At 30.8% G+C, this 23,913-nt stretch carries 21 protein-coding genes and 1 tRNA gene; 17 read left to right on the top strand and 5 right to left on the bottom strand.

Features of this window, described 5'->3' with window-relative positions; translation table 11 throughout:
• Positions 1–274: 274 nt before the first annotated feature.
• The 5 genes from trxA to H9W90_RS13005 all read left to right on the top strand — a co-directional run bounded on the left by trxA (position 275) and on the right by H9W90_RS13005 (position 3,811).
• Complete coding sequence (gene trxA, locus H9W90_RS12985; RefSeq protein WP_187482013.1) at positions 275–589, top strand: thioredoxin; 315 nt, start codon at positions 275–277, stop codon at positions 587–589.
• Between the two features lie 259 nt (positions 590–848).
• Complete coding sequence (locus H9W90_RS12990; RefSeq protein ID WP_187482014.1) at positions 849–1,400, top strand: carboxymuconolactone decarboxylase family protein; 552 nt, start codon at positions 849–851, stop codon at positions 1,398–1,400.
• 33 nt (positions 1,401–1,433) lie between these two features.
• Entirely contained in the window at positions 1,434–1,790 is a 357-nt protein-coding gene (locus tag H9W90_RS12995; RefSeq protein ID WP_187482015.1) for a cupredoxin domain-containing protein, read from the top strand.
• A 155-nt stretch (positions 1,791–1,945) separates the two neighbouring features.
• A complete protein-coding gene (locus H9W90_RS13000) occupies positions 1,946–2,728 on the top strand; it encodes an alpha/beta fold hydrolase (RefSeq protein WP_187482016.1) in 783 nt (260 codons plus the stop codon).
• 78 nt (positions 2,729–2,806) lie between these two features.
• Complete coding sequence (locus H9W90_RS13005; protein ID WP_187482017.1) at positions 2,807–3,811, top strand: sugar kinase; 1,005 nt, start codon at positions 2,807–2,809, stop codon at positions 3,809–3,811.
• Positions 3,812–3,880: 69 nt separating this feature from the next.
• Here H9W90_RS13005 and H9W90_RS13010 read toward each other — a convergent pair whose 3' ends face one another.
• Together H9W90_RS13010 and H9W90_RS13015 are read right to left on the bottom strand one after the other, a co-directional pair.
• Positions 3,881–5,173, bottom strand: a complete 1,293-nt coding sequence (locus tag H9W90_RS13010; RefSeq protein ID WP_187482018.1) for an aminopeptidase P family protein — start codon at positions 5,171–5,173, stop codon at positions 3,881–3,883.
• Between the two features lie 144 nt (positions 5,174–5,317).
• Positions 5,318–6,652, bottom strand: coding sequence for a DEAD/DEAH box helicase (locus H9W90_RS13015; RefSeq protein WP_187482019.1), 1,335 nt, complete (start codon positions 6,650–6,652; stop codon positions 5,318–5,320).
• A gap of 307 nt (positions 6,653–6,959) precedes the next feature.
• On the opposite strand from H9W90_RS13015, the gene H9W90_RS13020 reads away from it, so the two are divergent.
• Both H9W90_RS13020 and H9W90_RS13025 read left to right on the top strand, forming a co-directional pair.
• Entirely contained in the window at positions 6,960–9,806 is a 2,847-nt protein-coding gene (locus H9W90_RS13020; protein ID WP_187482020.1) for a beta propeller repeat protein, read from the top strand.
• A gap of 19 nt (positions 9,807–9,825) precedes the next feature.
• Positions 9,826–10,242, top strand: coding sequence for an SRPBCC domain-containing protein (locus H9W90_RS13025; RefSeq protein WP_187482021.1), 417 nt, complete (start codon positions 9,826–9,828; stop codon positions 10,240–10,242).
• A 121-nt stretch (positions 10,243–10,363) separates the two neighbouring features.
• On the opposite strand, the gene H9W90_RS13030 is transcribed toward H9W90_RS13025, so the two are convergent.
• Both H9W90_RS13030 and H9W90_RS13035 read right to left on the bottom strand, forming a co-directional pair.
• Positions 10,364–10,675, bottom strand: coding sequence for a DUF6370 family protein (locus H9W90_RS13030; RefSeq protein ID WP_187482022.1), 312 nt, complete (start codon positions 10,673–10,675; stop codon positions 10,364–10,366).
• Between the two features lie 44 nt (positions 10,676–10,719).
• The gene (locus tag H9W90_RS13035) at positions 10,720–12,408 is read right to left on the bottom strand and encodes a glutamine--tRNA ligase/YqeY domain fusion protein (protein ID WP_187482023.1); all 1,689 of its coding nucleotides are present in this window, start codon (positions 12,406–12,408) and stop codon (positions 10,720–10,722) included.
• 111 nt (positions 12,409–12,519) lie between these two features.
• On the opposite strand from H9W90_RS13035, the gene H9W90_RS13040 reads away from it, so the two are divergent.
• From H9W90_RS13040 to H9W90_RS13065, 6 genes are all read left to right on the top strand, one after another.
• Positions 12,520–12,735, top strand: a complete 216-nt coding sequence (locus H9W90_RS13040) for a zinc ribbon domain-containing protein (RefSeq protein WP_187482024.1) — start codon at positions 12,520–12,522, stop codon at positions 12,733–12,735.
• A 208-nt stretch (positions 12,736–12,943) separates the two neighbouring features.
• The gene (locus H9W90_RS13045) at positions 12,944–13,372 is read left to right on the top strand and encodes a DUF2452 domain-containing protein (RefSeq protein ID WP_187482025.1); all 429 of its coding nucleotides are present in this window, start codon (positions 12,944–12,946) and stop codon (positions 13,370–13,372) included.
• Between the two features lies 1 nt (position 13,373).
• Positions 13,374–13,730, top strand: coding sequence for a dihydroneopterin aldolase (gene folB / locus H9W90_RS13050; protein ID WP_187482026.1), 357 nt, complete (start codon positions 13,374–13,376; stop codon positions 13,728–13,730).
• Positions 13,727–14,107, top strand: coding sequence for a VOC family protein (locus H9W90_RS13055; protein WP_187482027.1), 381 nt, complete (start codon positions 13,727–13,729; stop codon positions 14,105–14,107). The genes folB and H9W90_RS13055 overlap by 4 nt, the downstream gene beginning before the upstream one ends.
• 63 nt (positions 14,108–14,170) lie before the next feature.
• Positions 14,171–14,241, top strand: a tRNA-Cys gene (locus H9W90_RS13060).
• A gap of 132 nt (positions 14,242–14,373) precedes the next feature.
• A complete protein-coding gene (locus H9W90_RS13065; RefSeq protein WP_187482028.1) occupies positions 14,374–15,828 on the top strand; it encodes a CotH kinase family protein in 1,455 nt (484 codons plus the stop codon).
• Here H9W90_RS13065 and H9W90_RS13070 read toward each other — a convergent pair whose 3' ends face one another.
• The gene (locus tag H9W90_RS13070; RefSeq protein ID WP_187482029.1) at positions 15,829–17,031 is read right to left on the bottom strand and encodes a metallophosphoesterase; all 1,203 of its coding nucleotides are present in this window, start codon (positions 17,029–17,031) and stop codon (positions 15,829–15,831) included.
• 263 nt (positions 17,032–17,294) lie between these two features.
• Here H9W90_RS13070 and H9W90_RS13075 point away from each other — a divergent pair, with 263 nt between their 5' ends.
• The 4 genes from H9W90_RS13075 (at position 17,295) to H9W90_RS13090 (ending at position 23,882) form a co-directional block, all read left to right on the top strand.
• A complete protein-coding gene (locus H9W90_RS13075; protein WP_187482030.1) occupies positions 17,295–18,560 on the top strand; it encodes an alginate export family protein in 1,266 nt (421 codons plus the stop codon).
• A gap of 7 nt (positions 18,561–18,567) precedes the next feature.
• Positions 18,568–19,158 carry a cytochrome c nitrite reductase small subunit gene (nrfH, locus tag H9W90_RS13080; RefSeq protein WP_187482031.1) on the top strand — a complete coding sequence of 197 codons (591 nt, stop codon included), beginning with the start codon at positions 18,568–18,570 and terminating at the stop codon, positions 19,156–19,158.
• Positions 19,159–19,175: 17 nt separating this feature from the next.
• Positions 19,176–20,675 carry an ammonia-forming cytochrome c nitrite reductase gene (gene nrfA, locus H9W90_RS13085; protein ID WP_187482032.1) on the top strand — a complete coding sequence of 500 codons (1,500 nt, stop codon included), beginning with the start codon at positions 19,176–19,178 and terminating at the stop codon, positions 20,673–20,675.
• A 72-nt stretch (positions 20,676–20,747) separates the two neighbouring features.
• A complete protein-coding gene (locus tag H9W90_RS13090) occupies positions 20,748–23,882 on the top strand; it encodes a cytochrome c biogenesis protein CcsA (protein ID WP_254712491.1) in 3,135 nt (1,044 codons plus the stop codon).
• Positions 23,883–23,913 lie beyond the last annotated feature (31 nt).

The raw sequence follows: 23,913 nt of genomic DNA on the forward strand, positions 1-23,913 counted from the left end.
TTAAGTTTTATCAAACTTAAAAAGAGCTCAAACAACCTGTTCAATCCTTCACGAGTGCATTTTTGCCAACGATATTTCCTTGTCCAAACAGAAGGAACTTTTGTCCATTTTTAAACCTTCATGTTGGTTGCATCTTTGCAGTATCAAAACGAAAAGTGTTTTTGAGAGCATCTCAAAATTCCTTTAAAATTGTCTTTCCTGCGTATGCAGGAATTAAATTAATCATTTTAAGAAAGTCTTAAAAGAACATCAAAATATAAAATAAAACAAAAAAATGGAAGCACAATTAGAACAAACAAATTTCACAAAAGTCATTGAGAATAATAGCAATGTATTATTAGATTTTTATGCAGATTGGTGTGGACCTTGTCAAACTTTATTGCCAACGATTCACAAATTAGCAGACGAATTAAAAGATGAGATTACCATCAAAAAAGTAAATGTAGATGAGTATCCAGAAATCGCATCAAAATTCGGAATTAGAAATATACCAACTTTAATTTTCTTTAAAGACGGACAAGCAACAGACAGACACACAGGTTTAATTAACGAAAGTAATTTAAGAGACAAAATTAACAGTTTAAAGTAAGCTTTTTTAGGCTGTCCAAACCAAAGGAACTTTTGTCCATTTTTAAAGGTTGAAGTTGGTTGCACCTTTGCAGTGTAAAACTGTAATAAGTAAAATATAACAATTATGAAAACAATAGAACAAACACAATGTCCAAACTGTTGGGGTTACCAAACGTATGATGAGCAAAACCCAGAACAACAAGTTTGCGATTGCAAAAATTAGAATTCAAAACAACAATAAATAAATTAATAAAGAACAAATTAAAAAAATAGAAATTATGAGCACATTTAATGTACTAACAAAAAACGAAGTATCAGAAAATAACCAAGCAATCTTTAATCAATTAGAAAAAGGGTTAGGTTTTGTACCAAATTTATATGCAACTTTTGCACACAGTGAAACAGCTTTGGCAAACTTTTTAGCAATAGGAAATGGTAAAACAAGCTTTTCAGCAAAAGAAAAAGAAGTAATTAATTTGGCTGTAAGTCAAGTAAACGAATGTGTGTATTGTTTATCTGCACACACAGCAATTGGTAAAATGAACGGTTTTACAGAAGACCAAATTTTAGAATTAAGAGCAGGAACAGCTTCTTTCGATTCAAAATTAGATGCTTTGGCAAAATTTGCAAGAAACATCGCTTTAAATAGAGGAGCAACAGATGCAACAATTTTAGAAAACTTATTCGAGCAAGGTTACACAAAAGGAAACGTTGCAGATGCAGTTATTTTAGTAGGAGAAATTACAATTACAAACTATTTACACAGAACAACAGAAGTAGCAGTAGATTTTCCAGAAGTAGAAGTATCAGATATTTTAGAAACAGTTTAAAAAAAATAATAACAATATAAATTTTAAGAAAAGATGAAAAAAATAATCGCAATTTTAGTATTAATAGTTGGTTTTGCATTCAATACAAATGCACAAGAAGTTAAAACAGTTTCTTTAGAGCAAACAAAAGGAGAATTTACACAAATGCAAATTACGTTATCTGAAGGAACGTATGTTTTTGAAATTTCTAACAACAATGTTGGACATAATATTGGGTTTGTTTTAGCACCAAAATCGGATGTAAAAGCGCACATAAAAAACGCGTATGTAACAGAACAAGTGAAGAATAATACAAAGCAAACATCTAAAAATGTAACACTTAAAAAGGGAGAATACGTTTATTTCTGTCCTTTAAATCCAACACCTCAATATACTTTAATAGTAGAATAGTTTTTAAGTTTAGTTAGTTGAAAAGACGAGCAGAAATGCTCGTCTTTTTTTTATGTTTATAATATGAATAGTAGATAAAACGTTAATAAGTTGCTATTTAAGATTTGTAAACGATAAAATCATTATTTTTACACCTAACTTAATTAAAATTTCTATTGTTAAACTACTATTCATATCCTCATACAACTTCTAAAGAATGGGTAACTTTTGTTCATGGTGCAGGAGGAAGTAGTTCAATTTGGTTTAAGCAAGTTCGTGACTTTAAAAAACATTTTAATGTTTTAATTCTCGATTTACGAGGTCATGGAAACAGCAAACCAAAACTAAAAGACACTTTTAAGTCTAAATATACTTTCGATTCTATTACCAATGATATTGTTGAGGTAATTGAGCATTTAAAGATTGAAAAATCGCATTTTATCGGAATTTCTTTGGGAACAATTTTAATAAGAAATTTGGCTGAGAAAAGACCAGAATTAGTACAAAGTATGATTATGGGTGGTGCAATTATCAAATTGAATTTCCGATCTCAAGTACTAATGAAAGTTGGTAATATCTTTAAATCTGTGGTTCCTTATATGCTATTGTACAAACTCTTCGCATTTATTATTATGCCGAAGAAAAATCACAAGAAATCGAGATTGTTGTTTGTAAACGAAGCCAAAAAATTATACCAAAAAGAATTTTTACGTTGGTTTAAATTGACTTCAGAAATAAATCCACTTTTGCGTTTTTTTAGAACAAAAGACATTAAAATTCCTACATTATATGTAATGGGAGCAGAAGATCATTTGTTTTTACCTTCCATTAAAAATATTGTTTCTAAACACAAAACATCATCACTTTTTGTTGTGGATAATTGTGGCCATGTTGTAAACGTAGAGCAACCAGAAACGTTTAACAAACAAACCATTGGTTTTATTACATCTTTAGGATAAAAAGCACTACATTTTTGAGTTTTTAATACCGAATATAAAAATTTTATCAAGTATCTTTACTTTTTAAAAGTTAGTATTATGAATCAAATAATTACATTCGGCGAAGTTTTAATGCGAATTTCACCTTTAGGAAACAGAAAATTTGTACAATCTAATTCTGTAGAATTTTACTTTGGAGGAACAGAAGTAAACGTGGGAATTTCCATCGCAAATTTTGGCGGAAACGTAAAACATATTTCTTGTATTTCTAATGATTTTATTGGTGATACAGCAATTTCTTACTTAAATAAATTTGATTTGGATACTTCTGCAATTGTACGTTCTGGAAGACCTTTAGGTGTTTATTTTTTAGAAGTTGGTGCAGTAATGAGAGCAAGTTCTATTTCTTACAATCGTTCTCATTCTTCATTTTCAGAAATTGTGCCTTCTATGGTAAATTGGGAGAAATCTTTGGAAAACGGAAAATGGTTTCATTGGACAGGAATTACACCTGCGTTAAACAAAGGAAGTAAAGACACTTTGTTAGAAGGTTTAAAATTAGCAAGAAAACAAGGAATGACAGTTTCTGCAGACCCAACTTACAGAAGTGGTTTGTGGAAATATGGTGAAGATGCAAAAGAAGTCTTATCAGAATTAATTAATTATTCAACCATTTTTATTGGCGGAATTAATGAAATAAACGAACTTTTAGGAACCGATTTTTCTTATTCAAATGAAGATTTTATTGAAGCAAGTAAGCAATTAATTGAAAAATTTCCATCTATAGAAAAAGTTTTTGATAAGATTCGAACTTCCATTAATTCTTCTTGGCATAAAATACGCGCAAGAATGTGGAATGGAAAAGAATTTAAAGAAACCCAAGATTTAGATATTACACATATTGTAGACAGAATAGGAACTGGAGATGCTTTTGCGGCAGGTTTAATTCATGGTTTACAAAACTTCGACGATTTTAAAGCGATGCAATTTGCCTCTGCAGCTTGTGCTATAAAACACACTTATTTAGGTGATGTAAACTATGCAAATGAAAAAGATGTAATGACTATTTTAGACGGAAATACAACAGGAAGATTAAATAGATAATATTTAAAATAATAAGCAAAAAAAAAAAGCGAGTTGAAAAACTCGCTTTTTTAAATTTAATTCAGTTTGTTACTGATTCATAATATCTTCAATTTCATCTGCTTCAATAGGAATATTTCCCATTAAATTAAAAGGTTCTCCTTTTTGTTGAATTACAACATCGTCTTCTAAACGAATTCCAAAACCTTCTTCAGGAATATAAATTCCAGGTTCTACTGTAAACACATTGTTTGCTTGCATTGGCTCATGTAAAAGTCCATAATCATGCGTATCTAAACCAATATGATGACTTGTTCCATGCATAAAGTACTTTTTATAAGCAGGCCAATTTTTGTCTTCATTTTGTACATCAGCTTTGTCTAATAAACCTAATTTTAATAATTCAGCTGTCATAATATCACCAACTTCAACATGGTATTCTTTCCACAAAGTTCCTGGAACTAATAGTTTTGTTGCTTCTTTTTTAACGTGATTTACAGCATTATAAACTGCTTTTTGTCTATCAGAGAAACGACCAGAAACAGGTACAGTTCTACTTAAATCACTCTTATAATTTGCGTATTCTGCTGCAATATCAAACAGAATTAAATCGCCAGCTTTACACTCTTGATTATTTTCTATATAATGCAAAACATTCGCATTATTTCCTGAGGCAATAATTGGTGTATATGCAAATCCCTTAGATCTGTTTCTAACAAATTCGTGTAATAATTCAGCTTCAATTTCATATTCCCAAACACCCGGTTTTATAAAATTTAAAATTCTACGAAAACCTTTTTCAGTAATATTACAAGCATGCTGCATTAAATCCAATTCAATTTGGTCTTTTACAGAACGTAAACGCTGTAAAATAGGATTACTTTTCGCAACAGAATGTGCAGGATATTTAGCCAACAACCATTTCGTAAAACGATCTTCACGAGTTTCTGTTTCTACAGAAGCTCTATAATGTTCGTTCGTATTAATATAGAAAGTGTCTGCATACGTAGACATTTCAAATAATGTTTTTTCTAAATCCTGTAACCATTTTACAGTTTTTATTCCACTTGTTTTAAAAGCTGCTTCTTTGGTTAGTTTTTCACCTTCCCAAACAGCAATATGATCATTAGTTTCTCTAACAAATAAAACCTCTCTTAAATCTTCATTTGGGCAGTCAGGAAATAATAATAGAATGCTTTCTTCTTGATCTACACCAGATAAATATAAAATATCTCTGTGTTGCTCAAATGGCATTGTACTATCTGCACTTATTGGATAAATATCGTTAGAATTAAAAACGGCAATACTTTTAGGCTTCATTTGAGAAGCAAAGTTTTTACGGTTTTTTATAAATAATTGTGAGTCTATAGGATTGTATTTCATGTTGAATTATATTTAAAACTCAAAGGTAAGAAATCTAAATGCCAACGTGAAATGAGTTTTATTTTCTTGTAAAAATAAAAACCCTTTCTATTTTTTGAAAACAGAAAAGGTTTAATTATATCAGTTAAAAACGTATTTTATATTTTAATAACGCTTCTTTTTAGGAGCGCCAGTTCTACCACGTCCAGAAGTTGCACCAGCAGGTTTATTTCCTTTAAAGTGTGGTTTTCTTTTTGGTCTTTTATCATCAGTAGAACCTCCAGGATTTCCGTTAGAAGGTCTTTGCTTTTTCTTTTTCCCAAAAGAGCCTTTACTCTGTGTAGCAGCTCTTTTTGGTGGGGCAGTATCAGTAGGTTCAAAACCTTCTAAAACAGAAGAGTTTAATTTCTCTTTTAATATTTTTTCAATTTCACTTTGGTATTCTACTTCCTCACTACACACAAAAGAAATTGCTTCTCCAGCTGCACCAGCTCTACCAGTTCTACCAATTCTATGCACATAGTCTTCAGGTACATTTGGCAATTCGAAATTAATTACGTGAGGTAATAAAGGAATATCTAAACCACGAGCAGCAATATCTGTTGCCACCAATATTTTTATAGAATTATCTTTAAAATTCTTTAACGCTTTTGTTCTTGCACCTTGACTCTTATTTCCATGAATTGCAGCTGCAGAAATTCCAGCTTTAATCAATTTTTCTGTCAATTTATTAGCACCGTGTTTAGTTCTAGTAAAAACCAAAACTTGTGTCCAATTATTATCTTTTATCAGTTTAATGGCAAGCTCTGTTTTTTGTTTTTTATCAACTTTATAAACCTTGTGAGTTACTTTTTTAGCGGTAGAATTTTGCGGAGCAGTTTCTACAGAAACAGGGTTTCTTAAAATAGTAGCAGCTAACTTTTTAATATCGTTAGAAAAAGTAGCCGAAAACATCAAATTCTGACGCTTTTCCGGCATAAAACTAATGATTTTGTTAATATCTCTAACAAAACCCATGTCTAACATTCTGTCAGCTTCATCCAAAATTAAAACGTCAACTCGTTTAAAAGAAACTGCTTTTCTATCGTGTAAATCTAACAATCTACCAGGAGTTGCTACTAAAATATCTACTCCGTTTTTTAATGTTGCAATTTGTGGTTTTGCATTTACGCCACCAAAAACTACGGCAGATTTAATGTTCACATATTTACTGTATTCTCTAACGTTGTCGTAAACTTGCGCAGCCAATTCTCTTGTTGGCGTTAAAACCAAGGCACGTAAAGGTCTGTATTTCGGGTGTTTTGTTTCCGATAAATATTGTAAAACTGGCAAGGTAAAACCTGCTGTTTTTCCAGTTCCTGTTTGTGCGGAAGCTAAAATATCTTTTCCTTCTAAAATATGCGGAATTGCTTTTTCTTGTATGGGTGATGGTTTGGTGTATCCTTTTTCTTCAACTGCTTTTACCAACGCTGGAGATAAACCTAAATCTTTAAATGTCATAAATAATATTTACGAAACCCGCTTTATGTAGCGGTTTCTGTGGGCAAAGATACGTTGTTTTAAGTTGAAGGCATTTAATTATTTTTTGGGCGTTTTAACAGGCTTTCGCTACTCGCTTTTTTTGTTGAAAAAACAAAAAAGAGCTCAAACAGGTCGCTCTATCCTTAACGCTTAATGAGTGTTTGGCAAAGCTTGTGAACTACTTTTAAATTCGTGAATTCTTGGCAAAAAATCCTAAAACGTGTTAATTTTTTTGATATTCATTTTACAATCAGTAATTTCATCAATTCAAACCAAATTTACTTTTATGAAAACGCTGTTTCAATTCTTATTATGCTGTTTTTCAGCAACATTATTTGCACAAACACCAACAAATTCGAGTGACATTCAACAGTCTTTAGATCAAAAATCTAAAATGATTGAATCTTCATTAGTCAAAAATGTAGCATTTACCAATATTGGACCAACAGTAATGAGTGGACGAGTTGCAGACGTTGCTGTAAATCCAGAAAACCCAACAGAATTTTATGTTGGTTATGCTTCAGGAGGTTTGTGGTATACAAACAATAACGGAACCACTTTTACGCCAGTTTTAGACAATTCGCCAACACAAAACATAGGAGATATTGCTGTAGATTGGTCCTCTGGAACCATTTGGGTAGGAACTGGAGAAAAAAATTCTTCACGTTCTTCTTATGCAGGAATTGGAATGTTAAAATCTACAAACCAAGGAAAAACGTGGACGAATGTTGGTTTGCCAGATTCACATCATGTAAGTAGAATTCTTATCAACCCAAATAATGCTGATGAAGTAATTGTTGGTGTAATTGGACATTTATATTCTTCAAATACAGAAAGAGGAATTTTTAAAACGACAGATGGAGGAAAAACGTGGACAAAATCACTTTTTATAAACCAAGACACAGGGATTATAGATGTTGCAGTTGCACCAGAAAATTTCAATATAATGTATGCCGCTTCTTGGGAAAGAGAACGTAAAGCGTGGAATTTTGAAGGAAATGGAAACAATTCATCTATTTACAAAAGTGCAGATGCAGGAACTACTTGGACAAAAATTGCGGATAGTTCTGGTTTTCCAACAGGAAATGGAGTTGGTAGAATTGGATTAGCTGTTTTTAATGAAAATACGGTTTATGCTTTGCATGATAGTCAATTTAGAAGACCACAAAACACAAATAAAAAGCCCTCAAAAAGTTTATCTAAAGAAGATTTTAAGACAATGTCTGTAAGTACTTTTTTAAATCTTACAGACAAAAAACTGAATACCTATTTAAAAACAAATGGATTTCAAGAAAAATATAGAGCAGAAAATGTAAAACAAATGGTGCGTGTTGGTTCTGTAAAACCAATTGACTTGGCAAAATATTTAGAAGATGCAAACTCTCTTTTGTTTGATACTCCTGTTGTAGGCGCAGAGGTTTTTAAAACCACAAATGGAGGTAAATCTTGGAAAAAAACGCACGAAGGTTATTTAGATGATCTGTATTATTCTTACGGATATTATTTTGGTGAAATTAGAGTAGACCCACAAGACGAAAATGGAATTTATGTACAAGGAGTTCCTATTTTAAAATCTAAAGACGGTGGAAAAACCTTTATATCTATCAGTAAGGAAAATGTGCACGCAGACCATCAAGCATTGTGGGTAAACCCAAAAAAACAAGGACATTTAATTGACGGAAACGATGGCGGATTAAATATTTCTTACGACGATGGGGAAAATTGGATTAAACTAAACGACCCGGCTGTAGGGCAGTTTTATTCTGTGTATGCAGACAATCAGAAAAACTATAAAGTCTATGGTGGCTTGCAAGATAATGGAGTTTGGGTGGCAGATAATAACGCAAGAATTGATAAATATTGGCAACAATCTGGTCAAAACCCTTATGAATCAATTATGGGAGGAGATGGAATGCAAGTTCAGGTAGATGATAGGAATCCGAATATTGTTTACACAGGTTATCAGTTTGGAAATTATTTTAGAATAGATAGAGAAAAAGGAAAGCAAGATTATATTCAGCCAAAACATACGTTGGGCGAAACTCCTTATCGTTTTAATTGGCAAACGCCTATTCATTTATCGAAACACAACCAAGATATTTTATATTTAGGAGGTAATAAATTACACCGTTCCTTAAATAAAGGTGATGATTGGGAAACAATTTCTGGAGATTTAACAACAGGAGGGAAAAAAGGAAATGTTGCTTACGGAACCTTAACTTCAATATCTGAAAGTCCGTTTCAATTCGGTTTAATCTATGTTGGTTCAGATGATGGATACATTAACATAACTAAAAACGGAGGAGGAAGTTGGACACGAATTTCTAATAATTTACCACAAAATTTGTGGGTTTCCAGAGTAATTGCTTCAGCACATAAAAAAGAAAGAGTTTATGCAACTTTAAACGGTTACAGGTTTGACGATTTTACAACGTATGTTTATATGTCTGATGATTATGGGCAAACATGGAAAAGTATTAGTAGTAACCTACCAACATCTCCAGTAAATGTGATAAAAGAAGACCCAGCAAACGAAAATATATTGTATGTAGGAACAGATAATGGATTATACGTTTCTTTCAACCATGGAAATTCTTGGGAAGCATTTTCTAAAAATTTACCAAATGTAGCAGTTCATGATTTGGTAATTCAGCCAACAGCAAAGCATTTAATTATGGCAACACATGGAAGAAGTTTATACAAAGCAGATATTTCACCTCTACAAGTATTTGATGAAGATTTAGCAACAAAGTATGCTTATATTTTTGAAATTGAATCCATTCGAAAAAGGAATTCTTGGGGAAGTTCTTGGAGCAAATGGTTGCCAGCAAACACACCTGTTGTAAACATTCCTTTTTATGTAAAATCTAGTGGTAAAATAACTATTGATATTTATTCTGAAGATACAAAGGCTACAAAAAGTGTGAAAGTAAACTCGATTTTTGTTACTGCAGATAAAGGTTTTAATGAAGCAAAATTTGATGTTTCTTTTTCTGAAAAAGGAAAAAAAATATACTTAAAACAACATAATGAGATAGATATAAAACCAGCAAAAAATGAAGTGAACTATTTGCCAAAAGGAAAATACACTGTTAAAATTGGTGATGCTGAAAGTGAATTTGAGGTAAAGTAGTATTTGTAATTTCAATAATATGGAATCAAAAAAAGTAGAAATAGAAGCTAAAGTTGATAAACCAATCCAAAAAGTATGGGAATTTTGGACAGAACCCAAACACATTACAAATTGGAATTTTGCATCAGTCGATTGGCATTGTCCTTATGCTGAAAATGATTTGAAAAAAGGTGGTAAATTCTCTTTTACAATGGCTTCTAGAGACGGAAAAATGAGCTTCGATTTAGGTGGAACTTATGATGAAGTAACTGAAAACAATCAAATTTCCTCTTTTTTAGAAGATGGCAGAAAAGTAGATACTTATTTTACAGCAGAAAATAATTCAACAATTGTTAAAACGATTTTTGAAACAGAAAACACCAACCCAATTGAAATGCAAAAATCTGGTTGGCAAGCAATTTTGAATAATTTCAAAAAATATGCTGAAAATAGATAATCTTAAACATAAAAAAATCCGATAAAAATTTAATTTTCATCGGATTTTCTTTATTTGTCATTCCTGAACAAACAGAAATTTATTTTAACCTCTTATAATTCTTGTTTTAATGTTTTTGTTTCTATTCAGAGTCTAACAACTTCAAAGAACTCGCAACAAATCTTCCATCAACAACTTCGCCAGTAATTTCTCCTTTACGAACTACGTTACAAAAACCGATTTTCTCATCATGAGCATCTCCAAAATCGTCGATATTAAAACCATCAACAAAATAAGCTTTATCGTCTAAACGAACTGCTAAACTACATCCATCTTCAGAATCTAAATCAAATTGACATTGTCCACAAGAGACTTCTGCAACTTGTGTTACTTCTTTCTTATTACTGCAAGAAAAAGCAATCATAAAAAGGGATAAAAAAAGTAATTTTTTCATAATTATATATTTAAATTATTTTCGAACTTCCAACTAAATACTTTCTACTTTTTAGAGCTCCAAGAATCTCTCAATCCAACAGTTTTATTAAAAACTAATTTATCAGAAGTAGAATCATCATCAACATTAAAATACCCCAAACGTTGAAACTGAAAACGCTCGCCAATTTCTGCAGTTTGTAAACTTGGCTCTAAATAAGCATTAATAATCTCTAAAGAATCAGGGTTAATAAATTCCATATAATCTTTGTCTTTATGCGAGTCTGGTGCTTCATCTAAAAACAACCTGTCATACGCTCTCACTTCAGCATTAATAGCGTGTTTAGCAGAAACCCAATGCAAAGTACCTTTTACTTTACGTTTACTTTCTTCAGTATCCATTCCAGATTTTGTTAAAGGATCATATGTACACTGAATTTCAGTAATATTTCCATCTGCATCTTTTGTACAACTTTCAGCTTTAATAAAATACGCATTTTTTAAACGCACTTCACTTCCTAATTTCAAACGGAAAAACTTCTTATTTGCTTCCTCTCTAAAATCTTCTCTTTCTATATAAATCTCTCTAGAAAATGGAACTTCTCTGCTACCAAAACCTTCTTCATAATCGTTATAATTGGCATCCAACATTTCTTCTTTTCCTTCAGGATAATTTGTAATTACCACCTTTACAGGATCTAAAACTGCCATTACTCTTTTTGCAGTTTTGTTTAAATCTTCACGGATTTTAAACTCTAAAAGCGCAACATCAATTATATTTTCACGTTTAGAAACACCAACTGTTTCTACAAAACTTCTAATAGAAGCAGGTGTGTAACCACGTCTTCTTAATCCAGAAATTGTTGGCATTCTTGGGTCATCCCAACCAGAAACGATTCCGTTTTCAACTAAAGTCAACAATTTACGTTTACTCATAATTGTGTAACTCAAATTCAAACGTGAAAATTCACGTTGTTTTGGCGGATTTGGGTACGAATCTTTACTATATTCATACACATTATCTCTAAACCAGTTGTATAATTCTCTGTGAGGTTTAAACTCTAAAGAACACAAAGAATGTGAAATTTGCTCTAAATAATCACTTTCTCCATGCGTCCAATCGTACATTGGATAAATACACCAATCAGAACCAGTTCTGTGATGATCTTTAAACATAATTCTGTACATTAATGGATCACGCATTAGCATGTTATCGCTTGCCATGTCTATTTTTGCACGTAAAGTATGTTCTCCTTCTTTAAATTTCCCATCTTTCATTCCTTGAAACAATTCCAAGTTTTCTTCCACAGATCTATTGCGAAAAGGACTGTTTGTACCAACTTGAGTTGGAGTTCCTTTTTGTACGCGCATTTCTTCTGATGATTGAGAATCTACATACGCTTTACCATCTTTTATCAATAAAACTGCCCAGTCATATAATTGCTGAAAATAATCTGAAGAATAACATTCTTCCGCCCATTTATAGCCCAACCAAGAAACGTCATTCTTAATAGCATCTACATATTCCTGCTCTTCTTTTGCAGGGTTTGTATCATCGAAACGCAAGTTTACAGGCGCATTATATTTCTGCCCTAAACCGAAACTAATTCCGATTGCTTTTGTATGACCAATATGTAAATATCCATTTGGTTCTGGTGGAAAACGGAAACGTAAATTCTCTTTTGGCATTCCATTAGCCAAATCCTCTTCAATAATTTGCTCTAAAAAATTGAGCGATTTCTTCTCTTCAGACATTGTTTTAATTGAAAAAATTAGAACACAAAATTACGCAAAATACTTGATTGCTATTGAGAGTTTTGTAACAAAATTAGATTTTATGCTACTAATAAATAAACACCATTTATTATGAGCGATCAAATTAGAAATTACACGTGTCCGAAATGCAATTGCAAAACCTATAAATTAGGACAAATGCGTGCAACTGGCGGAACATTATCAAAAATTTTCGATGTTCAAAATCAGAAATTTACCAGTGTAACTTGCGAACGTTGTACCTACACAGAATTTTACAAAACTAAAACAAGCGCAATAAGTAACGTTTTCGACTTTTTTACCAATTAATTTTAGGGCGTTCCCTTTCAGGTCGCGCTTTCCATTGTATCTTTTTATTTCAGAAAAGAAATAAAAAGGATGCCATTTCAACTGCGAAGCACTCACGATTTCAAAAGAAATATTAAAGCATGAGTAATCGCTAACGCAGGCATTTTTGCCAGTTAAAGTTTTCTAAAAGGAAGTTTTACTACTTATTTATTGTTGTATTTTTGTAACAATGAAAAAAGAGGATAAAAAACCAGATTTAGTCGTTTTTAATGAGGAAACTCAAAAATACGATGCTGCACTAAAACCATACGGAACATCCGCAAGTTCGCCAGTAATTAAACCTACAAATACGGCAACTTGGACTGCAGATGGTGTAAGAAGAACCAACAAAATATTAAAAGGCAAATTTGACGAAGTTAGAAAAGAGTATGAAGCTTTAATGGAAAAATTTCATTACAATGACATGCTTTACAATGCAAAATTTGGTTTCGAACCTATTTTCGGAGAAATTTATCACTTGTATAACAACAAGAAAAACGAACATTTTTTATCAATTATAGCTCCAGATCAGTGGGATTTAGAATATTTAGGTTCTTTTAGATTAAACACCGATAAAATGTGGGAAAAAGTAGATTTAAAACCAGATACAGAAGAATAATATGGGAATCATAAAAGTAAATAATATAAAACTCTACGCTTTTCACGGTTGTTTAGATGAAGAAGCAAAAATAGGGTCAGAGTACAGAGTAGATGTAGCCATAAAAGCAGATTTAAGAAAATCTGCAAAAACAGATGAATTAGTAGATACAGTAGATTATGTTCATTTAAATCATATTGTTAAACAAGAAATGGCAATTCGTTCTAAGTTGTTAGAAGAAGTGGCACAAAGAATTTTAGATCGTTTTTTTAAAGAATTAAAAATGATAAAAAAAGCTACTGTTGCAGTATCTAAAATAAATCCACCAATTGGCGGAAATGTAGAAGAAGTGGTAATAATTCTTACCAAAAAACGATGAACTTAAATCAAATTACGGTTCCATCATTAGATTTAGAAAAATCGATTCCTTTTTATCAAAAGTTAGGTTTAGAGTTAATTGTTGAAGCTTTACCAAATTATGCAAGATTTGTTTGTCCCAATGGTAGTTCTACTTTTTCAATTCATCAAGTTAAAGAACTTCCTAAAGGAGACGGAATTTATATCTATTTTGAATGTGAAAATTTAGACGAAAAAGTAGATAGTTTAATTGAAGAAGGAATTCAATTTGATGAAAAACTAGAGGATAAAAACTGGTTATGGAGAGAAGCTAGATTAAAAGATTTAGATGGGAATCAACTTATATTGTTTTATGGAGGAGAAAATAGAATAAATCCACCTTGGAAAATCAAAACATAAAAAAATACTTGCAATACTTGCAATACTTGTAAATTTGCGTAAATTTGCAATCCTATTACAAAAGGTGTCTTGGCCGAGTGGCTAGGCAATGGTTTGCAAAACCATGTACAGCGGTTCGAATCCGCTAGACACCTCTAAAACGTCTCAATTTTTTGAGACGTTTTTTTATTTAAATAAGTTTTAATTTATTGGTTGTTAGAAATATTTTATCTAAAAAATATTTTAGTATTCTAAATTAGTAGTATATCTTTAACTAAATTCATTTTATGAAACAACTTATATTAAAACTATACATCCTTTTTAGTTTATGTTTTACAACAAGTATTTTTGCCCAAGACTTGGTTGCAGAGAAAGGGAGTTTTGGTGTTGATGTTAAAAACAAAATTATTGTTTGGCACGTTACTAATTTAGATGCTATAAAGACTACGAATAAAGATATTAAGACTATAGTTTTTGATAGAAAATTCAAATTAAAAGATATTAAATTCGAAAGTCTTTCATATATAAATGGAATTCCTGTTTTAAACGGAGAGATTTATACGCTATACATTACTAAACTACCATTAGTTCATTTAACAGTAGATACTTCTAAAATGGATAATGTTTTTAAGATACCAGCATATTTTACATTTTTTGATAATAGGAAATACGTAAAAACTACAACAGGTGTAAGATATCGTGGAAATTTATCTTTGTCTTTTGCTAAAAAATCATTCGATTTAGAGTTTTGGAGCGATAGTATTAATAGAGAAAAAAAAGATGTAAAATTAGGTAACTTAAGGTCAGATGATGATTGGATTCTAGATGGTATGTTTAATGAACCTTTGCGTTTAAGATCTTTTGTAGTAACTAATTTATGGGAGAAAATTCATAAACCTTACTACTTAAAAAATGAACCGAAAGCAAAAAGTGGCTTTGGAGTTAAATTTGTAGAAGTTTTCAAAAACAATGAATATTATGGTATTTATCAACTTTCCGAATCTTTAGATAGGAAACAGTTAAAGCTTAAAAAGAATAAAGAAAACACTATTAATGGCGAGTTATTTAAGGCTAATTCATACAAAGGAGGACCAGATTTTACAAAATCTCCTGAAAAATATGAAAACCAAATGTATTGGAATGGTTGGGCTATGCGCTATCCTTCTACTAATTATTCTTTAGGATGGAAAAATTTATCAGAATTATCGAATTTGATTGTTCATGGTTCTGATGAAGATTTTTTAAAGAATATAGAAAGTAAATTTCAAACTTCTAATGCTGTAGATTATTATCTTTTTATCAATCTGTTAAGAGCCACAGATAATTTGGGTAAAAATTATTATTTAGGAAAGTACGATAAAAACGAACCTTATTTCTTTATTCCTTGGGATTTAGATGGTGTTTGGGGAGTCATACAAGATGGAGTTCCTATTTACAATACAAATGATGTTCTTGATAATGGGCTTTTAAAGAGATTATTAGATATTAACCCCAATAATTATAAGAAGAAAGTAAAAGAAAGATGGACTAAATTACGTTTGAAAGAATTTAGTAACGAAAATCTATTTTCTGAAATTAACGGAATTTACCATCAATTTACAGACGAAAAAATCTACGAACGTGAACAATTAGTGTGGAAGAATAAATTAAATGAAACTTCTAATGAAGAACATTATGAGCGTCTTAAAACATGGTTAAACAAAAGATTAAGCTATCTTGATAGTGAGTTTAATAAATTGTAATTAATTTTTTAAAGGTGTTTTTGTAAAATTAGCATCAATAATAAACTCTTCATGGTTTTCAATTAATAAGCCTTGGGTTTTACCCGAAAACTTTTTATCTGCGTGAACAACATCTGTTCTTATCACTTTCCCGTTAAAATCTGTAGAAACGTTTTTAACATGAGTATGACCAATCACTATTTTTTCTGCATCATAGTAATTTAAAACACTATCTAAACCAGAAAGAGTAATTTTCGGATAATTTTTTGTCTTAAAAAAAAGACCTCTGTACCATAAGGGACCTTTTGAGCTAAATAAAAATTTTACAGTTTTATTTTCCGACCTTTTTTTATTTTGAAAGTTTTTTCGCGCTAAATTATTTATCTCATTTAGGCCTAATTTGTATTCTAAAATCTTAGGACTTAAACCAGCATGCACAAAAATGTAACTGCCTATTTTTTCTATTACATTTTTTGTAGCTAACCATTTTCCTAATTCAGAATTTACAGAATACATGTATTTTGTAGCTTCTTTAGGTTTGTTTATTTGGCTAATTTCTTTAGCAGCTTTAATATATTTTTCTTGGTTATATCTGTAATCGCCATTAAAGTTCATTATTTCATGGTTCCCTAAAATAAAATGTACAACACCACTTTGTTTCATTGCTTGTTGTTCTAGTTTGTATATCAACCATAAAACTTGCGTTACATTTTTTCCTCTATCAACAAAATCTCCTATTAAAACTAAATGTCCATCATTATAAATCCAATTGTGGTTTTTATCAATTATCTTATTGGAATACAAAAAGCCTGCAAAAGCATCATAATTCCCTTCAATATCTGATATTACAGTCATTTTATTTGGTAAATCGTAAATTGTTCTTGGAATTGTATGCTTTTCTTTTAGTGAAAAATAAAACTCATCCTTATCCTTATTGTCTGTGCGAACAAGTAAAGAATCTTTATCGAATTTAGGCAGAATAACCAACCTATTTTTTGCATTTACGCTGAATAAAGTATCGTTAATTATATAAGGTCCATCATGTCCAGAATAAATAAGTGGTTTTTTCTTTTCTTTTGCTTTATTGAAACGAACTCTTTGAACACTATCTATTTTTTGTGATTTATGTACGGTTTTTTTTTGGGCAAAACATTCAATATTACTATTTAAAAAGAATAGTAAAGAGAATAGTAAAAAATAATATTTTAAGAAAATAGCTTTCATTTTTTTAGGCAGAATCAGAATGAATTTTGCGAGTTTTAATGCAATAAAAATACTCATCTATTTGCTATTATAAGTCTAATACGTGTTAAACTTTGTTAAAGTAAAAAATTAATAGCCAATCAAAACATTTTTAAAATATAAAGAAAGCACAAGGGTTTTGTTAGGTTTTCTTTGTATGACATTTATCATAATTATTATTATGTAATAATATTAATTTTGAAGAACAATCAGAAAGCTAACTTTTTCAACTAAAATCTATTATTATGAGCTTACAAAAAGTTATTACAATCTTTATTTTATTCATTTCTATAAATATTTTTTCTCAATTTAAAGTAGATGCAGATATTAGATCACGTTTCGAATATCGTCATGGATTTAGCAATCTTTTTCCAGATAATGCAGATCCAGCTGCTTTTGTAGTTCAGAGAACCCGTTTAAACATGAATTATGAGTTAGAGAAACTTACAATTAAAATGAGTTTTCAAGACGTTAGTACTTGGGGAGACACTAGACAAATAGATCCAACGGATAGTAATAATTCTTTTTCGTTATTTCAAAGTTGGGCACAATATGCTTTTGCACCAACTTGGGCAGTAAAAGTCGGTAGACAAGTAATATCTTATGATAATCAAAGAATTTTTGGTGGTTTAGATTGGGCAATGCAAGGTAGATTTCATGATGCAGCGTTGTTAAAATATAAAAACAAGAATTTTATTATGGATTTTGGTTTTGCTTTTAGCCAGCAATCTCAAAGAACAGAGGGAACAGATTTTTTTTTACAAGGCGCATTCACATATAAATCGATGCAATATGCATATCTAAAAAAAGAATACGAAAAAGGAGTGTTTAGTTTTTTGTTTTTAAATACAGGTTTTCAAGACTTTTCTGATGCCAACAATACAATTGCAGATGGTGTAAATTATAGACAAACTACCGGTGCTTTTTTTAAATTTCCAATAGATGGAGTTAAATTTGAAGGGAACGCTTATTATCAATTTGGAAAAGCTAGTGCAACAACAGATTTAAGTGGGTATAATTTAGCTTTAGAAGGAATTTATAAACCAAGCGCTACATTATTTGGTTTAGGTTTCGAAATGTTAAGTGGAACAGATCAAACAGGAGCATCTAAAAATAATTCTTTCTTTCCATTGTATGGAACAAACCATAAATTTAATGGGTTTATGGATTATTTTTACGTGGGTAACCATGTGAATAATGTTGGTTTAAATGATATGTATGCGAAAGCAGTTTTTAAAGCAGGAGAAAAATCTACACTTTTAGCAAAAATTCATTACTTTAGTGCCAATGCAGATTTACTAAACGATGCAGATAAGTACTTGGGTACAGAAGTAGATTTGGTTTATGGACAAAAAATAAATAAAATTATTTCTTTGAATGTTGGTTATTCTCATATGTTTGCTTCTGACAGTATGAGTTTAATAAAAGGAGGAAGACCTAGTAATAATACAAATAATTGGGCTTGGGTTCAATTAAAAATAATGCCAACATTATTTAATAGTTCTAAATAAAAGTATATTGAAACGCAAATTCAAAATTTTACCGGAAGAAACTGGATGGCGAAAAACAGCTTTGTTCTTAATTGCGGTTATAATTGGTCTGGGATTATTTATGGCAAAAGAAGCTAAAGTATTTTCTTATTTGTCAGACGATCCACAAGCCTGTGTAAATTGCCATGTTATGACTTCTGTTTATAATACTTGGCTAAAAAGCTCGCACAGAGAATCGGCAAACTGTAACGACTGTCATGTACCACATGATAATATTTTTGAAAAATATTATTTTAAAGCAAAAGATGGTTTGTACCATGCTTCTGTTTTTACAGCAAGAGCAGAACCAGATGTAATTAAAGCAAAAGAAGCTTCCCAAAGAGTAATTCAGGAAAACTGTATTCGTTGTCATGTACAACAAGTTACACAAGCCAAATACAGTGGGTTTTTAGAAGATCATAAAGAGAATAGAACAAAAAGACAGTGTTGGAGTTGTCACCAACAAGTTCCTCATGGAGATGTTCGTGGAATTTTAACAGTTAAATATAATATTGCACCATTACCAACAGATACAGAAAAAACGGTAATTCCAGAATGGTTAGCAAAAGAGATTAAATAAATTAAACATCAGCTAAAATGAAAAATAAAGTATTATTCGTAATTACAATTATCGCAGTTTTTCTGCTTGGTTTATTAGCATCAAGTATTGTAAACAGAAAGTCTGAAGCAAAATACCAATATGTACCACAAGTAGATATTACTAAAAATGAACCAAGAAATAAAGTTTGGGGAGAAAATTTTCCACTACAATACCAATCTTCTTTACAAACGTTAGATACTACTTTTAGTTCTTTTCAAGGTGGTTCTGCTATGAGAGATGTTTTAGAAGAAGATCCTCGTTTAGTAATTTTATTTGCAGGTTATGGTTTTTCTAAAGATTATAATCAAGGAAGAGGTCATGCTTACGCAGTAGAAGATATACACAATACTTTAAGATCTGGTGGACCAACAACAAAAGAAAACGGACCAATGCCAGCTACTTGCTGGACATGTAAAAGCCCAGATGTACCAAGATTAATGAATGAAATTGGTGTTGCTGAATTTTACAGTGGAAAATGGGCTGGTAAAGTTTCGGAAGTTGTAAACTCAATTGGTTGTGCAGATTGTCACAACGAAAAAACAATGAAATTACAAATTTCTAGACCTGCACTTGTAGAAGCTTTTGATGCTATGGGTAAAGATATTAATCAAGCTACACACAACGAAATGCGTTCTTTAGTTTGTGCTCAATGTCACGTAGAATATTATTTCGATAAAACAAAACCAGGTAAAGAAGGTGTACCTTATTTAACTTTTCCATGGAAAGATGGTATGTCTGTAGAAGATATGGAAAACTATTATGATAATATTCAATTTTCAGATTGGACTCATAAAATTAGTAAAGCACCAATGTTAAAAGCACAGCATCCAGGATATGAAACTTTTAAAACGGGTATTCATGCTCAAAGAGGAGTTTCTTGTGCAGATTGTCATATGCCTTATAAAAGTGAAGGTGGTCAAAAATTTACAGATCATCATATTCAATCGCCATTAAATAATACATCTAATGCCTGCCAAGTTTGTCATAGAGAAGATTCTAAAAACTTAATTGCAAGCGTGTATGAAAGACAAAGTAAATCTACTGAAAACAGATTAAAGTTAGAAGACCTTTTAGTAAAAGCACATTTAGAAGCTAAAAAATGTTGGGATTTAGGAGCTACAGAAGCACAAATGAAACCAATTTTAACAGATATTAGACATGCACAATGGCGTTGGGATTTTTCTGCTGCATCTCATGGAGCATCTTTTCATGCACCTGTAGAAATTGCAAGAGTTATTGGAAGCGGTTTGGTAAAAGCGCAAGAAGCACGTTTAAAATTAGCAAGAATGTTAGCAACTTTAGGGCACAACAAACCTATAGATATGCCAAATATTTCTACGAAAGAATTAGCGCAAGAATACATTGGTTTAGATATGAAGAAGTTAGAAGCAGAGAAAGCTAATTTTAAAAAGAACATTTTGCCAAAATGGTTAGAAGAAGCAAAACAAAGAGAAGATAAAATGGAGATTAAAACAACAGCGTCTCTTAACAAATAAAATATTATAATTTTATAAAAAGATGCCTTTTTCTTGCTAAAAAGGCATTTTTTTTAAGCAAATTTTTAAATAATGAATAAATTTAATCGTTTTCTATCATCACCAAAATTAGCAGTTTTATTATTATTTACTTTTGCGTTTTCTATGGCTTTAGCTACGTTTATCGAAAATGATTATGGAACTGCGACTGCATGGAAAATTATCTACAACGCTTGGTGGTTTGAGATGGTAATGGTAGGACTTGGAATTAGTTTTCTAATGAATATATTTAAGTATAAACTATTGCGAAAAGAGAAGTGGGCAATCTTATTATTCCATATTTCGTTCATTATAATTTTAATTGGTGCAGGTATTACACGTTATGTTTCTGAAGGTGGAATTATGCGTATTAGAGAAGGAGCTTCTTCTAATGTAATTATTTCGAGTACAAATTATTTACATATTCATTTAAGTGATGGTAAAACAAGTAAATCAGTTAGAAAACAAGTTAATTTTTCACCAATAAGTGATAATAGTTTTACTATAAATACAGATTTTAATAACGAACCAATAACTATTTCCTACAAAAATTTTGTGGCAGATGCTATTCCAAGAATTGTAGATGTAGAAGAAGGGGGAAAAGCAATGATAGAAATGATTGTTTCTGCTGGTAATGGAAGAGAAACCGTCTTTTTAGAACGAGGAGAAATTGAAGCTGTTGGAGAACATCAACATAAAATAGGGTTTGAAGTTGATCAAAAAGGAGTCATAAATATAACAGAGAAAAATGGAGTTTTAAGTGTATTGTCACCAAGAAAATTAAGTGTTTTTGAAATGGCAACAGAAAAAGCAAGTGTTATTGTAAAAGATAGTTTACAAACTTTAAATTTAAGGACTTTATATAGAGATGGAGATGCTTCTTTTGTGCCTTTGTCATTTCATGAAAATGGTAAAATAGAGTTAGTAAGTGGTTCTGAAAAACCAAAAGATAATGATGAAATTAAAGATGATGCTTTAGTAGTTGAGGTTGCATCAAAAGGAGTTGCAAAAGAACAAACGATTTTATATAGAGAGGGCTTTTTACCAATAGAACATCACCTTGAAATGAATGGTCTTAATGTCGCTTTGTCTTACGGAGCAGAACCTATAATTATTCCGTTTTCTATTCATTTAGACGATTTTCAACTAGAACGTTATCCTGGTTCTACGAGTCCATCTGCATATGCAAGTGAAGTTCAAGTAATCGATAAAGAAAATAACGAACATTTTGCACAAAGAATTTTTATGAATAACGTATTAGATTATAAAGGATACCGTTTTTTTCAGGCAAGTTATGACACAGATGAGTTAGGAACCGTTTTAGCTGTAAATTACGATTGGCTAGGAACAAATGTTACGTATTTAGGTTATATTTTAATGATTATAGGTATGTTTTTCACCTTATTTACAAAAGGATCTTACTTTACAGTTATCAATAAAAAATTAAAGAAATTGCAGAATACAGCCACAGTTGTTTTGTTAATGTTACTTTCTTTAGTTTCTTACGGACAAGATAAATCACCAGAAATAACAATAAAAACAATAGAGCAACAAACAATAGATGTGCAACATGCAGATTTATTCGGACGCTTAATGGTGCAAGATTTAGATGGTAGGATGAAACCTATTAATACGTTAGCATCAGAGTTTTTAAGAAAACTATCTCGAAAGCCTTATTTTAAATTCACTAAAAATGGCGAGTCAATTTCACTAAATGCGAATCAAGCTTTTTTGGCAATGCAAGCCGCAGCAAATGTTTGGCAATACATACCAATTATAAAAGTGGATATAGAAAAAGGAGGAGATTTATTTTCTGAATTAAAAATTAGCGAAGATAGTTGTGTTTCTTTTATTGGCTTGTTAGATGCAGATGGCAATTATAAACTAAAGGAAGTTGCAGAGGAAGCAAACAAGAAAAAACCAGCAGAAAGAAGTGAGTTTGATAAAGAAGTTTTAAAAGTAGATGAGCGATTTAATATTTTATACAATGTTTTTTCTGGAAATTATTTAAAAATTTTCCCAAATAAAAATGATGAAAATAATAAATGGCATAGTCCAACACACGATTTTAAAGATTTTCCATTAGAAGATGGCGAATTTGCAAAAAGTATTACTGCTACTTATTTTAAAGATGTAAACTTAAAAAAATGGGTAGCTGCAAGTGAAAAATTAGAATATATTAAAAAGTATCAAGACGTTCTTGGTGCAGATATTATACCAAGCAGACAACGTATAGAAGCAGAATTGTGGTACAACCAATTAAATTTAAACTTTTGGTTGTTTCAACTCTATTTTTTTATTGGTTTTATCATGTTAGTTATTTCATTAATTAAAATATTTACAACAAATAAAGTATTAGATTTTGTTTGGAACTCATCTATTATTATAACACTTTTAAGTTTTATTGTATTGACTGGTAACATTATTTTAAGATGGTATATTTCTGGTCACGCACCTTGGAGTAATGGTTACGAAATGTTAGTTTTTGTAGCTTGGACCTTACTTTTATGTGGTTTAATAACTTTTAGACAATCAGATTTTTCTTTGCCATTAGCAACACTTTTTACTGGAGCTTTACTCTTTGTAAGTTATTTAGATTGGTTAAGTCCAGAAATAACAAACTTAATGCCGGTCTTAAAATCTTTTTGGTTAAAAGTACATGTGGCAACCATTGTAAGTAGTTATGCACCTTTAGCTTTATCTGCAGTTTTAGGTTTTATGGCGCTTTTATTAATTATATTTAGAACACAAAAAACCAAAAAAGTAATTAATATTAAAATAAAAGAGCTTACTTATATTAACGAAATTTCGATGACCATTGGATTGTTTGTGTTAACTGTAGGTACTTTTTTAGGTGGCGTTTGGGCAAATGAATCTTGGGGAAGATATTGGGCATGGGACCCAAAAGAAACTTGGGCTTTAATTAGTATCATTGTATATGCAATTGTATTGCATTTGCGCTTAATACCAGGTTTAAAAAGTAGGTTTGTATTAAATGCAGTTAGCGTTTTTGCATTTGCCTCTATAATAATGACATCTTTTGGTGTAAATTATTATCTATCTGGTTTGCATAGTTATGCAGCAGGAGATCCATTACCAATTCCAAAATTTATCTATGTTTTAGGAGCTGTTGTAATTTTAGTAACACTATTGGCATATTTTAGAAAACGAAGTTTCGAAAAGAAGTAATAACTAATTCTAATTGTTTCTTAACGAATTC

It is taken from the genome of Polaribacter pectinis, from assembly GCF_014352875.1.
GTDB lineage: Bacteria > Bacteroidota > Bacteroidia > Flavobacteriales > Flavobacteriaceae > Polaribacter > Polaribacter pectinis.

What these genes read in the sequence shown, in the direction of transcription:
- H9W90_RS13070 (WP_187482029.1), bottom strand. Translation starts at nt 17,031, where the DNA reads ATGAAAGCTATTTTCTTAAAATATTATTTTTTACTATTCTCTTTACTA.
- H9W90_RS13010 (WP_187482018.1), bottom strand. Translation starts at nt 5,173, where the DNA reads ATGAAATACAATCCTATAGACTCACAATTATTTATAAAAAACCGTAAA.
- H9W90_RS13045 (WP_187482025.1), top strand. Translation starts at nt 12,944, where the DNA reads ATGAAAAAAGAGGATAAAAAACCAGATTTAGTCGTTTTTAATGAGGAA.
- H9W90_RS13015 (WP_187482019.1), bottom strand. Translation starts at nt 6,652, where the DNA reads ATGACATTTAAAGATTTAGGTTTATCTCCAGCGTTGGTAAAAGCAGTT.
- nrfA (WP_187482032.1), top strand. Translation starts at nt 19,176, where the DNA reads ATGAAAAATAAAGTATTATTCGTAATTACAATTATCGCAGTTTTTCTG.
- H9W90_RS13020 (WP_187482020.1), top strand. Translation starts at nt 6,960, where the DNA reads ATGAAAACGCTGTTTCAATTCTTATTATGCTGTTTTTCAGCAACATTA.
- H9W90_RS13075 (WP_187482030.1), top strand. Translation starts at nt 17,295, where the DNA reads ATGAGCTTACAAAAAGTTATTACAATCTTTATTTTATTCATTTCTATA.
- H9W90_RS13035 (WP_187482023.1), bottom strand. Translation starts at nt 12,408, where the DNA reads ATGTCTGAAGAGAAGAAATCGCTCAATTTTTTAGAGCAAATTATTGAA.
- folB (WP_187482026.1), top strand. Translation starts at nt 13,374, where the DNA reads ATGGGAATCATAAAAGTAAATAATATAAAACTCTACGCTTTTCACGGT.
- H9W90_RS13065 (WP_187482028.1), top strand. Translation starts at nt 14,374, where the DNA reads ATGAAACAACTTATATTAAAACTATACATCCTTTTTAGTTTATGTTTT.
- H9W90_RS13030 (WP_187482022.1), bottom strand. Translation starts at nt 10,675, where the DNA reads ATGAAAAAATTACTTTTTTTATCCCTTTTTATGATTGCTTTTTCTTGC.
- H9W90_RS12995 (WP_187482015.1), top strand. Translation starts at nt 1,434, where the DNA reads ATGAAAAAAATAATCGCAATTTTAGTATTAATAGTTGGTTTTGCATTC.
- H9W90_RS13090 (WP_254712491.1), top strand. Translation starts at nt 20,748, where the DNA reads ATGAATAAATTTAATCGTTTTCTATCATCACCAAAATTAGCAGTTTTA.
- H9W90_RS13025 (WP_187482021.1), top strand. Translation starts at nt 9,826, where the DNA reads ATGGAATCAAAAAAAGTAGAAATAGAAGCTAAAGTTGATAAACCAATC.
- trxA (WP_187482013.1), top strand. Translation starts at nt 275, where the DNA reads ATGGAAGCACAATTAGAACAAACAAATTTCACAAAAGTCATTGAGAAT.
- H9W90_RS12990 (WP_187482014.1), top strand. Translation starts at nt 849, where the DNA reads ATGAGCACATTTAATGTACTAACAAAAAACGAAGTATCAGAAAATAAC.
- H9W90_RS13040 (WP_187482024.1), top strand. Translation starts at nt 12,520, where the DNA reads ATGAGCGATCAAATTAGAAATTACACGTGTCCGAAATGCAATTGCAAA.
- H9W90_RS13055 (WP_187482027.1), top strand. Translation starts at nt 13,727, where the DNA reads ATGAACTTAAATCAAATTACGGTTCCATCATTAGATTTAGAAAAATCG.
- H9W90_RS13005 (WP_187482017.1), top strand. Translation starts at nt 2,807, where the DNA reads ATGAATCAAATAATTACATTCGGCGAAGTTTTAATGCGAATTTCACCT.